Below are 12,407 nucleotides of genomic sequence, written 5' to 3'. Positions count from 1 at the left end.
CTGCTTGATCATCTAAAGCGGGCGGCGTATCGTCGAAATACTTGAATTTTTGATTCACGTGGTAGGCATTCCCTGAAACAGATCCAATACGGAGGCGCTATGGCCAAGTTTCTCGTCACCCTGTCCTGCGGTCCCGAAGCCCCGGTGCGGGCGGTGCGCGCCATGTTCCTGGCCAAGGTCGCGGCCGGCAAGGGGCACGACGTCACGGTGTTCCTGCTCGACGACGCCGTGTACTGGGCCAACCTTGGCATGGCCGAAAACGTGCGCATCCCCACGGGCGACGCCATGATCGACCAGATCCGGGAGTTGCAGGCCAAGGGCGTGAAGATCCTCGTGTGCAAACCATGCGCCGCATCCCGCATGATCGGCGCGGACGACCTGCCCCAGGGCTACGCGATCAGCACCGCCGCCGACCTGATCGACCTCGCCGCCGAATCCAAGGTGATTTCGCTGTAGGCTGCGGTTGGCAGGAGACGGTTGCGGATCGCGCCGTCCGGGCCAGCGCGGCAAGGGGCGGGCGTGATGCTTTCGGTCGTCACCTACACGTACAACGACAACGGCTTCGTATTGTCCCTGTTGCGCCGCCTCGAGCGGTTTTCTTCCGTCGTCGGCCAGGTCGTGGTCGTGGACGACGGCTCGGACGCGCCGTTTGTCGCACCGCCCGGTCCCTTCGCCGACCGGCAGCTCGTCGTGCGCCACGCGGCCAACCAGGGCCCGGCCTTTGCCAAGCGCAGCGGGCTGGCCCGGGCCGCCGGGCCCTACATTCTGTCCGCGGACAGCGACATCGCCTGGGACGCGCTGTGGTTTTACGGCGCGCTGGAGCTCGCCCGGGACCCGGGCGTCGGCTTGGTCGGCGCGCGCATCCTCGAGAAAAACCACGGCGACAGCCTGTCCGCGGCGCGCCACTTCGCCTCCCTGGCCAAGGCCGGGGAGGAGGAGCGGGGGTTCGCCCGGGGCGGCCTCTGGCTTATGCGCAAGGACGTCTTCGACGCCGTGGGCGGGCTTGGGGACTACGACCGGGCCACCCACGAGGACTGGCATTTCTGCCGCAAGGTGCGGCAGCGCGGCTGGCGTGTGGCCCTGCCCGAAAGGGGAACCGTGCTCCAGACGCGGCGGATCGGCCGGGCGCAGTGCGTGCGCCGCGACGCGCTCTATCTCGCCGACGCCTACGCCGCGCTCATCGCCCAGGGCGAACCCGCGGCCATCCTGAAGGTCATGGCCCTGGAACTCAACGAGGCCAAGGCCATTGCGGCCGAATGCGGCTGCCCGCTGCTCGTCTACCTGGCGCTGGCCAAATTCGCGGCCGTGTTCGCGCGCCTGGAGGGCGCATTTGCGGGAAGCGGCGCGGGGGGCGTGGCCATGGCGGCCGTTGCGGCGGCTTTTGCCGCGTATCCGCTGCTCGTGCGGACCGTGGCCGGGGATTGCGGCCTGGCGTCCCCGGCGCAGGACATCCCTCAGGGCGATCCCGGGGCGCTCGGGGCGATTTTCGCCTACCTCGCCGAAATCGTCGGCGCGGACGTCCTGCGCGACCTCGAGGAAACGGCCCTGCCCCGCGCCCTGGCCGAGGAAGCGTCCCTCGGGCACGATTTCCACTTCATGGACGGGCGGCCGTAAGGGCTTGGACGCTTACGCCCCGTTGCCGTAGCGCGCCTTGTAGGCCTTGTAGAAGTCGAGGATGTGCGGCGGGCAGCCGGGCACGCAGTGCGCCGCCGGGGCCTGGCCGTGGGTTTCGTAGGCGAGCGGCGCGGCGCAGGCCCCGAAGCACCACAGTTCCCCGTCGCGGCGCAACAGGCTGCGCCGCTCGGGCATGGGCACGCCGACATAGAGCGTGACCGGCTTGCGGCCGGCGAACGCCCCTTCGCCCGCGAGCTTGTCCAGCGCATGGCGCAGCGCCGACAGGCAGCCCATGCACGCCCCGCCCTCGTGCACGCGCACGGCGTCGTAGGCCCCGGCGCAGCCGATGACCGGCCGGGCGAACGCGCGGCGAAGCCCCGCCGGGTCCGCGCCCACGACCTCGATGGCGGAGAGGTCCGTCTCGCCGAGCCCCTCCTGCCGGGCCAGACGCAGCATGGCCACCTCGTGCGCGCCGATGCCCATGAGGTCGGCCGCCACCGTGTCCACGGCGCACACGTCCGTGCCGGCCGCGATCACGTTCATGTCCGGCACGGCCGAGCCCGAAAGCGGGGCCTGCCCCTGCACCGCCCACAGGCCGTCGAGGACCGTGAGCCGGGGTCGGGCCAGGCGCAGCACGTCCACCACCTTGGCGTTGATGTCGTTGCGGTGGCTGAACATGCGCTCGTCGTCGCAGACGAGGCCATAGAGGTTCTTGATGCCAAGGGTCACGAGCGTGTGCACGTGGGTCTTCATCTTGGGCAGGTCGACCAGCACGTCGGCGTCGAGCAGGGCGCGCGGCAGGCGCACCGGGTCGAAGACGAAGGCTCCGGGATTGGGCACGGCCTCGCTGCCGCAGTGGTCGAAGGAGACGATTTCGCCGCCCGCGGCCGCGACGCGGCGGGTGAAATCCGCCATACAGGCAAGGGCTTCGAACAGCGACAATCCGTAGCCCGGGTTGTCGCCGACCAGCACCTTGGCCGCGCCCGCGTCGCGAAGGAGCCCCACGACGGCCAGGAGCACGCGCTCGTCCGTGACCACGGCACAGGGGTTGCGGGGATCGGGCCGCACGAGGTTGGGTTTGACCAGCACGACCTGACCGCGCGCAAGGGCCGCAAGGTCGCAGCAGGCGGCCACGGCCTCCGCGACGAGGTCGCGCACGAGCTTCAAGCTCTTTTCCGTAAATTCCGTGGGCGATTCCGGCACTGGCCGCGAGGCCAGGGCTACGCGAGGGCGCGCCATGCGATCTTGCCTCCTGGGGTTCTGGGCAGGGCGTCGCGGATCTCGATCACCCGCGGCATTTTCATGCGGTGCAGCCGCGTCGCCAGGTAGCGCCGCAGTTCGCCGGGGGAAAGCGTCGCGCCGGTTCGCGGCACGGCCACGGCCTTGGCCGCCTCGCCGCGCAGCGCATCGGCCACGGGCACCACGATGCACTCGGCCACGTCCGGGTGCGCCCGCAGCGCTTCCTCGATTTCCACCGGAAAGACCTTCATGCCGCCGACCTTGAGCAGCATGCTCTGGCGGCCGGCGAAGAAGTACGCGCCGTCTGCCTCGCGGCGCACGATGTCGCCCGTGCGGAACCGTCCGCCGAAAAGGCGGAATTCCGGCCGGGGCTCCTCTCCGAAATAGCCCGGGCAGACTCCGGGCCCGGAGATCACCAGCTCGCCCGGCTCGCCGTCCCGGGCGTCGTTGCCGTCCTCGTCCAGCACCCGCACGACGTAGCCCGGTACGGGCCGGCCCAGGCGGCAGGGCGCGTGGGCCTCGCCCGGTCGGTTGGCCAGGGCCACGCCCGTGGTTTCGGTCGAGCCCCACACGGGCAGGATGGCCGTGCCGAAGCGCCGCGCAAGCCCCGCGGCCAGGGCCGCGGGCACGTGCATGCCACCGGATTCGGCCACGCGCACCGTGGCGAGGGGGTTGTCCGCCCCGGCCGGCAGGCGCAGCAGGGTTTCGTAGATGGCGGCCACGGCCATCAGGGCCGTGACCTTGTGGCGGCGGCACGCCGTGGCCACGGCCTTGGCCGAAACCCGGTCGCACAGGACCATGGGCCCGCCGAGGGCGAGCGGCCGCAGGAGCGTCTCGTGGGGATGGACGAACACCGGCATCATGCACAGGTGCACGTCGTCGGGAGTCAGCCCGAAGGCGGAAACGCTGGCTTCGGTATTGGCCAGCAGGTTGCCGAGCGTGGTCACCGCGCCCTTGGGCGCGCCCGTGGTGCCGGAGGTGAAGTTCAAATAGACCGGGTCGTCCGGCCCGACCTCGGGCAGGGCTTCGGGATAGGGCCCGGCCGCCAGGTCGCGCAGACAGGGCAGGCCGCCCGTGGCCGGCCCGTCCATGACCGCCACGGCGAAGGGGCGCGGTCCGGGGAAAAGCGCTTCGAGGGCGGGGAGAAATTCCGCGGCCACGCACAGCACGGCCGGCCGCAGGCGCTCGAGAACGGCGCGCACGACGTCCGGGGGCTGGTTGGGGTCCACGGGGAAGAAAACGGCCCCGGCCGCGGCGGCTGCCAGGAACGCAGTCACGGCTTGCGTCGTCTTGCGGCCCCAGACGCCAAGGCGCGCGCCCTTGTCGAGGCCGAGCGCGGTCAGCGCGCGGGAGAGCCGGGCCACGTCCTCGGCGAGCTGGGCATGGCGCACGACGGCCTCGCCGCACAGGATGGCCGCGCCGTCGGGATCGGCCTCGGCCGAGGCCCGCAGCAACGCGAACAGGCCCCCGGTCAGGGGCGTGCGCGGGGCGCAGGAAAGGGTGTGGGGTTTTGCTTTGCCGGTCATGGCCCAACATACGCCGGAGAAATGTTTTTTGGCAAGGCATCCGAGCAGTTGGCGGGTTATTGCCGACCGGCCCGATCCGGTATAAAGGCAAATCGTCCCGGCGGCGCGCGCCCGCCGGGGCAGGATTTTCTCCATCCGAAACGTCGCGCGGAGGCGGCATGAAGACGTTGCGAACGACCGTTGCGGCGACGGCCATCCTGATGGTCTGGCTTTTCGCGGCGGGCCTGGCCCTGGCGGCCACGCCCGACGAGGACATGCGGCCGATAAAATCCGGCGTGAGCATCACCGGCGTGATCGAAGAGGACTATAGCGACGGCCTGCTGCTCACCACGGACGAGGGCACGACCTACCTCGTGCTGACCCCGGAAGAAATCACGCTGGAGACCGAAGAGGCCTTTCACAAGCGCTTCAAGGGGAAACAGGTCACTTTGACCGGCAATGTCTACCGGGACGAAGACGGATCGCTGAGCCTTTTCGTCGCCACGCTGCCGGCGCAGTAGACAGCGGCGACGTCCTGGCCCGTGCCGTGCGGCGCAGGGCGCAACCCGGCGAAGCCGCCCCGGGGGAGGCTTTTATGCTTGGGGAAACAAAGGTTTTTCTGTCCCGAATCTGTCTGGCGGCGTGCCTGCTCCTGTCCGCGCCCCTGGCGGCGCAAACGGCCCGGACGACGGCAGAGGGCATTCCCTACGTCACCGGCGGCATCGGCACCGACGAGCGGGCGGCCATGGACGCCATGGCCGGCGCGTATTCCCTGAAGCTCGAATTCGCCCGGGCGGACCGGGCCTATCTCGGCGACGTGCCTGTGGCCATACGCGGTCCCGTGGCGACGCAGCTGACGGCCGAGGGCCCGATCCTGCTGCTGCGCCTGCCGCCCGGCCGCTACGCCGTCACGGCCACGGCGCGCGGCGCTTCGCGCACGCAAAACGTCGTCGTCGGGAAAACCGGGCTGTCCCGTCTCGCTTTTCTCTGGTAGTCTCCGGCGGCGCGGCGGGGAAACGCTACATGTAGCCCAGGGAGCGCAACTGCTCCATGGCTTCTTCCTTGTCCTGGTCCCGGCCGGCGCGTTCGCCGGAGCGGTCGGTCAGGTCCTGCTCCCAGGCGGGCAGGTCGCTCTTGCGTTCGGTGCCGGTCTTGGTGCCGAGGCTCCGGTAGCCCTGGCGGTAGAGTTCGCAGAAGGGAATGCCCTGCGAGAGGGTGATGTCCCACACGTCGGCTTCGCGCATGTGCAGGATGGGATGCACGCGCAGGTGGGGCGGGTCCTGGCGCGGGCTTTCGTAGTCCTCGCCGGCCCGGGCCGGGTGTTCGTCCCAGCGGATGGCCGTGGCCAGGGCGGCCACCTTGGCCTGGCGCAGGAACGCGTTCATGGGCGCGACTTTCATGAGCTGGTTGCCCACGGGGGATTCCGGGTCGAAGGGAAAGCCCGGACCGGTGAAGCCTGCCCGCTCCACCTCGGCCCGGCTCTCCGGCGACAGGTCGGCCACGGCGATGTAGTCGCCGATGCGCGGCTTTTTCGCCAGGACCTCCGTGTTGGATGCCGTCGTCAGCGCAAGCTCCCATTCCCTGACCATGCGCTGCTGGAAGGCCGTGACCTCCTCGAAGGGGTCGCCTTCGTCGATGGTCAGCACCCGGGGCATGGGCAGGCCTTTTTCGGCGCAGGCCTCCCGGGCGAGCCACAGGACCAGCGTGCTGTCCTTGGCCCCGGTCCAGGCCAGCCAGAAGTCCCGGCCGAAGCGCGCCATGGCCGAGGCGAGCACCGCCTTGGAGGCGGCGATCTTCTCGTCCAGCGTCATGCCCCAAAGGGCCAGCATCCCGGCGTCATCCATAACGGCTCCCAGGCGATAACGGCGCATGCCGCCGTCGCGTCTGCGCGTGCCGCCCCGGCAGGACCGGGCGCGGCGCGGTCTTTCGTTGGCTATTCGGCCTTTTTGCGGCGCTCCCAGAGCTTCATGTCCTTCATCTTGGCGCGGCGTTCCCGGGCCAGGGACTTGCAGGCCAGGGCCTGGGTCTTCTTGTAGCCGTACTTGGCGCGGTATTCCTCGGCGGTCAGGCCGTGGGACGCAAGATGCTTCTTGGTGATGACCTTGAAGGACTTGCCGCACTCCAGACAGACGATGGAGGCTTCCTTAATGGCCTTTTTCGGGTCCATGGCCGGCGTGGCGGCTTCTTCGCCGGCAGGCGGAAGCTGTCCGCCCACAAGGCCGGCGATGCCTCCTGCCACGGATTTGACCATGCTCAGGATCTCTTCTTCGGTCATCGGCCGCGAGCCGGCTTGAGCCTTGACGATTTCCAGCGCGCTTTGCAGATACTCTTCCATGTGTTTCCTCTTGTGACCAGTCGTTTTGGAAAGAGGCCGTATACCTACTCTACAGGTAGGAATCAAGGATTTTTAGCACGACTTTTCCGGTTGCGTCCAGTCGTTTCTATACGCCGCGTGAAAATGCGCAAATGAAATACAGGTTGTAAACAGGCACAAACCGCGAGGAGGTTGCGCCAGGACGTATTCCAGAGGGGTTGCGCGCGCTGGTGTTGATTCATACGGCAACAACGCACGCAGTACTGCGCGGCCGTGGCCAGTATCACGCAAGTGCTTTTCCGCAGTCCGTTTTTTCGAGGCGCTTCTTGCCAGGGCGCGGAAGCGGTGTCATAAGGAAACCGTATCTCACACGTCGCGGCGAGCGCTGTGCAGACTTCCAGTTCCACCCTTCACGCTGGCGGCACGCAATGACCGACGACTGCGCATTTCTCCTCCCCGCGGCGGATGCCTCTCCCGAAGGCCGGATCGCGGCGCTCGAGGCGCGTCTGGCCGCTGTGCAGCGGGAAAAAGCGCGTTGCGCGCTTTTTTTCGAGCGTTCGGTCATGGGCATCCTGCTCGGCGACCCCTGCGGCAACATCCACGATGCCAATCCGCGCGCGGCGGAGATGCTCGGCTACGCCATCGATGCGCTGCGCAGGATGAATATAAGAGAGCTGATCCATCCCGAGGACCTGGACGTGGTGTCCGTCAACGCCGGCATCGAAGCCGCCAAAGCCGGCAAGGCCTTCACCGTGGAGCGGCGTTACCGGCGCAAGGACGGAACGTGGCTTGCGTTGCAGGTGGATTTCAGCGCCCTGGACGAGCAGGGGGAGCTTTTTCAGATCATGCTCCAGGACATCGGCCGCCGCAAGGCCGCCGAGGAGGCGATAAACGCGGCCCTGGCCCAGGCCCGGGCCGCGAGCGAGGCCAAAAGCGCTTTTCTCGCCAATATGAGCCACGAGTTCCGCACGCCTCTTAACGGTGTCATGGGCATGCTGCAACTCCTCAAGGCCACGCCGCTTTCGCGCGAGCAGGAGGACTATCTGGCCATGGCCTTGGAAGCTTCCGGGTCGCTTTTGCGTATTCTCTCGGATATCCTGGATTTCTCCCAAATGGATGGCGGTACTCTGGGCCTTAGCGAGAAGTGTTTTTCCCTTCCGGAAATCCTCGACCCGATCCTGGCCGCCTTTGCCCACGAAGCAACGGCCAAGGGTCTGGAGTTGCGCCTGGAGACGGACCCGGCCACGCCGCAGCAACTCCTTGGCGACGCGGGTCGGGTGCGCCAGATTTTGTGCTGCCTCGTGGGCAACGCCGTCAAATACACCGATGCCGGGCGCATCGTCCTGGCCGTGCGGCCTGTGGACGGCGAGGCGTGCGGCTGCCGCGTCCGGCTGGAATTCCGCATTACGGATACCGGCCGGGGGATTCCGGCGGCGCTGCGCGAGAAGGTGTTCGAACCTTTTTTCCAGGCCGACGCCACGTTGACGCGCAAGCATGGCGGTGCGGGCATGGGACTGGCCCTGGCCAAGGGGCTGGTCGGGCTCATGGGCGGGGAGCTCAAGCTGGAAGAGGCCGCCGGCGGCGGGCTCGCGGCGGTGATGCGTCTGCCTTTCATCAGGTTTTCGGCCTGCGCCGTTCCGTTGCTCCAGGACGCCGCGGAAGCCGCGCCTGCGGCGCAGGAAGCGTCCGCGTTGTCCGGTCGCCGCATCCTCGTGGTGGACGACGAGGCCATCAACCGCCTGACGTTGCGGGCCATGCTGGAGCGGCTCGGCTGTGTCGTGGTCCTGGCGGAAGACGGCCGTCAGGCCCTGGCCCGGCTGGCAACGGAGGATTTCGACGCCGTGCTGCTCGACGTGCGCATGCCCGATCACGACGGGTACAGCATGGCCAGGGCCATCCGCAGTGGCGAGGCCGTGGTGCGCGACCCGCGCGTGCCACTTGTGGCCGCCACGGCCCACGTCGGCTCCGACGACCGGCAGGCCGCCCTGGATGCCGGCATGGACGCCTATTTGCCTAAACCCGTGGATTTCGGCACCCTGAGCCGCGTGCTCGGCGAGGCGCTCGCGGCCAGGCGGTAGGCGTCTGCGGCCAGGGCCACGGCCGCGTCCCAGGTCAATTCCCGGGCCCGCGCGAGGCCCTTGGCCCGTAATTCCCCGGCCAGCGCCTCGTCCGTGACCACGCGCGCAAGCGCCGCGGCAAGGCCCAGCGTGTCCGTCGGGGCGACGAGCAGCGCCGCCCCGGCCGTCACCTCGGGCACGGCCGGGGCGCTCGATGCCACCACCGGCGCACCGCAGGCCATGGCCTCGGCCACGGGCAGGCCGAAGCCCTCGCCGAAGCTCGGGTAGGCGAACGCCGTTGCACCGCCGTACAGTGCCGGCAGTTCCTCCTGGGGCACGGTTCCAGGCAGGAAGACGCCTCGCGCCGCCCCCTCCCGCCGCATCCGGTCGTAGAATTCCGCAAAAAGCCCGTCGCGCCCGCCCGCCAGCACGAGCGCCGGCGCGGCCGCGCCCAGGCGCTCCCGCACGAGGCCGTAGGCCGCGACCAGGGTCGGCAGGTTCTTGCGCGGCTCGATGCGCCCGACCGACAGGATGTACGGCCCCGGCGGCAGGCCCAACCGGGCGCGCATGGCGGCAAGGCGCGCCGGCTCGGCGACCGGCTTAAATTCCGGCCCCACGCCCAGGTGGGCGAAGGCGATGCGTTCCTCGGGCACGCGGTAGCGGGCGATGATCTCGCGGCGGCTGAAATCCGAAATGGTCAGCACCCGCCGCGCGCGCCGGGCGCTCCCAGGGTAGAGCCGGCGCATGAGCGAGCCCAGGCCCCGGGGGAAATGCTCGGGCATGGATTCGTGCAAAATGTCGTGGATGGAAAGCACGGTGGGCGGCCCGCCGCGAAGCGGTCCCACGTACTGGCAGTGGAGCACGTCCACCTCGCGCGCGGCCCTGTCCGGGAACGGCCAGAGGAGCCGGGCGAAGCGGCCGTGGGGAATGGGGCGCCGCGCGACGTTTCGGGCGTCGCCGGCCAGTGCGCGGATATGGGGCGCGTCCGGGTCCGTGGCGTAGAAGACGAAGTCGATGTCCGGCGCGGCGGCCGGAAGTCGTTGCGCCAGATTGGCCATGTACGTGCGCGAGCCCTGCATGAGCCCGGACAGGCTGTGCAGGTCGAGCCCGACCCGCATTACGGCCGCGCCCCCGGCTTGGGCGCGCGGCACTCCCTGCCGGGCCAGAAACGCCGGGCCGCGCCCACAAGCGCCCCGGCGGCGAAGGCCAGGGACCGGGCCAGAATAAATCCCGGCGCGAGCAGGCCCACGACCCTGTCGCGGCGCGCGGCGAAGCGCGCAAAGGGCAGGCTCGTGGCGAGGATGGCCGCCGCCGCAAGGAGCGCAAGGCCGCCGCCGCACGCGGGCCAGAGGACGATTCCCCCCAGGCACAACGCGCCGAACGCCGTCTGCACGCGGATGACGGGCGGGGTGTAGCCGTCGCGCACGAGCTTTTCCGGGTGCTCGCGGCAGGCGCGCAGCCGCCAGAAGGCGCGTCTGGCCTTGATGCGCAGGTAGCGGCCAAGGGTCGCGGGATGGCGGTGGGCCACGCGCGCGTCGGGGGCGAAGACCAGCCGGCGGCCCTGGTGGCAGAGGCGGTAGGACAGTTCCGTGTCCTCGTTGTCGGCCCTGGTGAAGGCCGTGTCGAAGCCGCCGGCTTCCGTGAACACCGCGCGGCGAAAGGCCGCGGCGTAGGTGGCCACGAGGTCGAGGCAGGGGAACCGGGCGGCGTAGGCGTAGCGGTCCTCGAATTCGAGCTGGGCGAAGCGCGCCGTGAGCGACCGTTGCGTGGTGACGTAGGCCCCTTGCGCGCCGGCCACGTCCGGGTCGGCGCGCAGCGGCGCGGTCAGCGCGGTCAGGAAATCCGGCTCGGGCACGCAGTCGGCGTCGGTGAAAACGATCACGTCCCCGCTGCTTGCGGCAACTCCCGCGTTGCGGGCCGCGGCCGGTCCCTGGTTGTCCTGGCGCACGACCGTCGCCCCGAAACGCGCGGCCACGGCGGCGGTGCCGTCCGTGGAGCCGTCATCGACCACCACGACCGTGACCCGGCCCGCGTCGTAGGCCTGGCGCGCCAGGGCGGCCAGGGTGTCCGGCAGGGTGGCGGCGGCGTTGTAGGCCGGCACGACCACGGCGACGTCGAGGCTGTCCACGGCCTAGACCCTTGAACCGCGCAGCAGGTGGCGGACGAAGGTCTTCGCGGCCCGGGCCGTGCGCGCCATCTCGCCGGGCGAAGCCGCGGCGGCCAGGGCGCGGCGGACAAGAAACGACGGCCGCAAATAGAAGCGCCGCCGCGCCCGGTCGCACAGGCGCACGAGTGCGGCTGGAGCGAGGGTCTCGTTGCGCACCACGCAGTTGTGCAGCCCCGCCGGGGTGAGCCAGTCGCGCCAGGATTCGGCCTCGATGAAGCCGCGCGCGCGGTAGTCCTCGTAGGCCTCGGTGCCGGGATAGACCATGACCGGATAGAACTGCGCCGTATCCGGGTTCAAGCGCAGCGCGAAATCGATGGTCTTTTCGATCGACTCCCGGGTGTCGCCGGGAAAGCCGAAGATGAAGCAGCCGTGGACCTTGATGCCGGCGGCCCTGGCTTCGGCCCGAAAGCGCAGCATGCGCTCGGTGCCGAGGCCCTTTTTCATGGAGGAGAGGGCGGCGGGATCGGCGGACTCGAAGCCGACGCAAACCTGCCGGCAGCCGGCGCGGGCCATGGCGGCGAGGACGTCGGCGGGCAGGTCGGCCCGGCTGTTGGCCGACCATTCGAACGCAAGCCCCCGGCGCACGATGGCGGCGCAGAATTCCCGGCAGCGCGCCCGGTCGGCCGTGAGCGTGTCGTCCTCGAAAAAGATCGTGCGCAGGCCCGGAAAGTTGTCCAGGCACCAGGCGACCTCGCCCAGCACCGCGTCGATGGAGCGGCAGCGCGCGGCGCGGCCGGTCAGCGTCTGGGGATGCAGGCAGAACGAACAGCGGAACGGGCAGCCGCGCGAGGTGGCGAGCGTCACCATGGGCGGCTTGGCGTTGGGGTTGAAATACTGGCGGATGTCGAGAAAGCGCTTGTAGACCGGGGCCACGGGCGGCAGGCGGTCGAGGTCCTCGATATAGGGCCGGTCCGGGTTGTGGACCACCGCGCCGGCCGCATCGACGAAGCTCAGGCCAGTGATCTTCGCCAGCCGTTCGGGCGTGGGGGGGCCGCTTTCAAGCACACGGGCGAGCTCGAGCACGGTGTCGTCGTATTCGCGCCGGGCCACGGCGCAGACCGCGCCGGGGCGGCGTGTGAGCGCTTCCTCGGGCAGGGCCGTGGCATGGGGGCCGACGAGCACCGTGAACACGTCCGGGACGGCCTCGCGCAGGGCGGCGGCGGCGTCGATGTCGGCGGCAATGCTCGGCGTGGAGGTGTCGATGACGGCGAGCCCGGGGCCAAGCTTTCTCGCGCGCGCGAGCACGGCCGGCAGGTCGAGGCCGTCGGCCGGGGCGTCGCAGAGGTCCACGGCGAAGCCGTCGGCGAGCAGTACGGCCGCGGCCTGGGCCAGGAAGAGCGGAAAATAGAGCGTGGCGGACTTGGTCACGGCGGGCGAGCGCTGGGGCCGCGAAAACCGGGGCAGAAACGGCGCGTTGAGCACCAGAACGGACATCGGCGAATGCTGCGCAATCATGCCGTCTCCCATAATAGAACTTTCCCCCTCTCCCCCATCAAGGGGGTCCGGGGGGG

12 protein-coding genes are annotated in these 12,407 nt (G+C 69.7%); 5 read left to right on the top strand and 7 right to left on the bottom strand.

The features are described from left to right. The first annotated feature begins 99 nt into the window (after positions 1-99). Positions 100-456: a DsrE family protein gene (locus tag Q368_RS0101265; RefSeq protein WP_029456921.1), complete on the top strand. Its 357-nt coding sequence runs from the start codon at positions 100-102 to the stop codon at positions 454-456. A 66-nt stretch (positions 457-522) separates the two neighbouring features. Further along, a complete protein-coding gene (locus Q368_RS0101260) occupies positions 523-1,614 on the top strand; it encodes a glycosyltransferase family 2 protein (protein WP_029456920.1) in 1,092 nt (363 codons plus the stop codon). Positions 1,615-1,626: 12 nt separating this feature from the next. Here Q368_RS0101260 and Q368_RS0101255 read toward each other — a convergent pair whose 3' ends face one another. Then, positions 1,627-2,853, bottom strand: a complete 1,227-nt coding sequence (locus Q368_RS0101255; RefSeq protein WP_029456919.1) for a DUF362 domain-containing protein — start codon at positions 2,851-2,853, stop codon at positions 1,627-1,629. Beyond that, positions 2,835-4,379: a class I adenylate-forming enzyme family protein gene (locus Q368_RS0101250; protein WP_029456918.1), complete on the bottom strand. Its 1,545-nt coding sequence runs from the start codon at positions 4,377-4,379 to the stop codon at positions 2,835-2,837. The genes Q368_RS0101255 and Q368_RS0101250 overlap by 19 nt, the downstream gene beginning before the upstream one ends. Before the next feature lie 158 nt (positions 4,380-4,537). Here Q368_RS0101250 and Q368_RS0101245 point away from each other — a divergent pair, with 158 nt between their 5' ends. Then, complete coding sequence (locus tag Q368_RS0101245; RefSeq protein ID WP_029456917.1) at positions 4,538-4,879, top strand: hypothetical protein; 342 nt, start codon at positions 4,538-4,540, stop codon at positions 4,877-4,879. 74 nt (positions 4,880-4,953) lie between these two features. Continuing rightward, positions 4,954-5,352, top strand: a complete 399-nt coding sequence (locus Q368_RS0101240) for a peptidase associated/transthyretin-like domain-containing protein (RefSeq protein ID WP_052359960.1) — start codon at positions 4,954-4,956, stop codon at positions 5,350-5,352. A 25-nt stretch (positions 5,353-5,377) separates the two neighbouring features. On the opposite strand, the gene Q368_RS0101235 is transcribed toward Q368_RS0101240, so the two are convergent. Beyond that, entirely contained in the window at positions 5,378-6,202 is an 825-nt protein-coding gene (locus tag Q368_RS0101235) for a phosphoadenosine phosphosulfate reductase family protein (protein WP_029456915.1), read from the bottom strand. 89 nt (positions 6,203-6,291) lie between these two features. Further along, positions 6,292-6,693 carry a Ros/MucR family transcriptional regulator gene (locus Q368_RS0101230; protein ID WP_029456914.1) on the bottom strand — a complete coding sequence of 134 codons (402 nt, stop codon included), beginning with the start codon at positions 6,691-6,693 and terminating at the stop codon, positions 6,292-6,294. Positions 6,694-7,100: 407 nt separating this feature from the next. On the opposite strand from Q368_RS0101230, the gene Q368_RS0101225 reads away from it, so the two are divergent. Continuing rightward, positions 7,101-8,750, top strand: coding sequence for a PAS domain-containing hybrid sensor histidine kinase/response regulator (locus Q368_RS0101225; RefSeq protein ID WP_029456913.1), 1,650 nt, complete (start codon positions 7,101-7,103; stop codon positions 8,748-8,750). On the opposite strand, the gene Q368_RS0101220 is transcribed toward Q368_RS0101225, so the two are convergent. From Q368_RS0101220 to Q368_RS0101210, 3 genes are read right to left on the bottom strand one after another with little or no spacing between them, the layout of a single operon-like run. After that, positions 8,678-9,847: a glycosyltransferase family 4 protein gene (locus tag Q368_RS0101220; RefSeq protein ID WP_052359959.1), complete on the bottom strand. Its 1,170-nt coding sequence runs from the start codon at positions 9,845-9,847 to the stop codon at positions 8,678-8,680. The genes Q368_RS0101225 and Q368_RS0101220 overlap by 73 nt on opposite strands. Further along, entirely contained in the window at positions 9,847-10,857 is a 1,011-nt protein-coding gene (locus Q368_RS0101215; RefSeq protein WP_052359958.1) for a glycosyltransferase family 2 protein, read from the bottom strand. Before Q368_RS0101215 ends, Q368_RS0101220 begins: the two co-directional genes overlap by 1 nt. A 3-nt stretch (positions 10,858-10,860) precedes the next feature. Continuing rightward, on the bottom strand, positions 10,861-12,351 hold the full coding sequence (locus tag Q368_RS0101210) for a B12-binding domain-containing radical SAM protein (protein WP_245611257.1): 1,491 nt from the start codon (positions 12,349-12,351) through the stop codon (positions 10,861-10,863). Positions 12,352-12,407 lie beyond the last annotated feature (56 nt).

This window comes from Solidesulfovibrio alcoholivorans DSM 5433 (assembly GCF_000702665.1).
In the GTDB taxonomy this organism is placed as follows: domain Bacteria; phylum Desulfobacterota; class Desulfovibrionia; order Desulfovibrionales; family Desulfovibrionaceae; genus Solidesulfovibrio; species Solidesulfovibrio alcoholivorans.
This window is presented reverse-complemented; position numbering and strand designations above follow the sequence as displayed.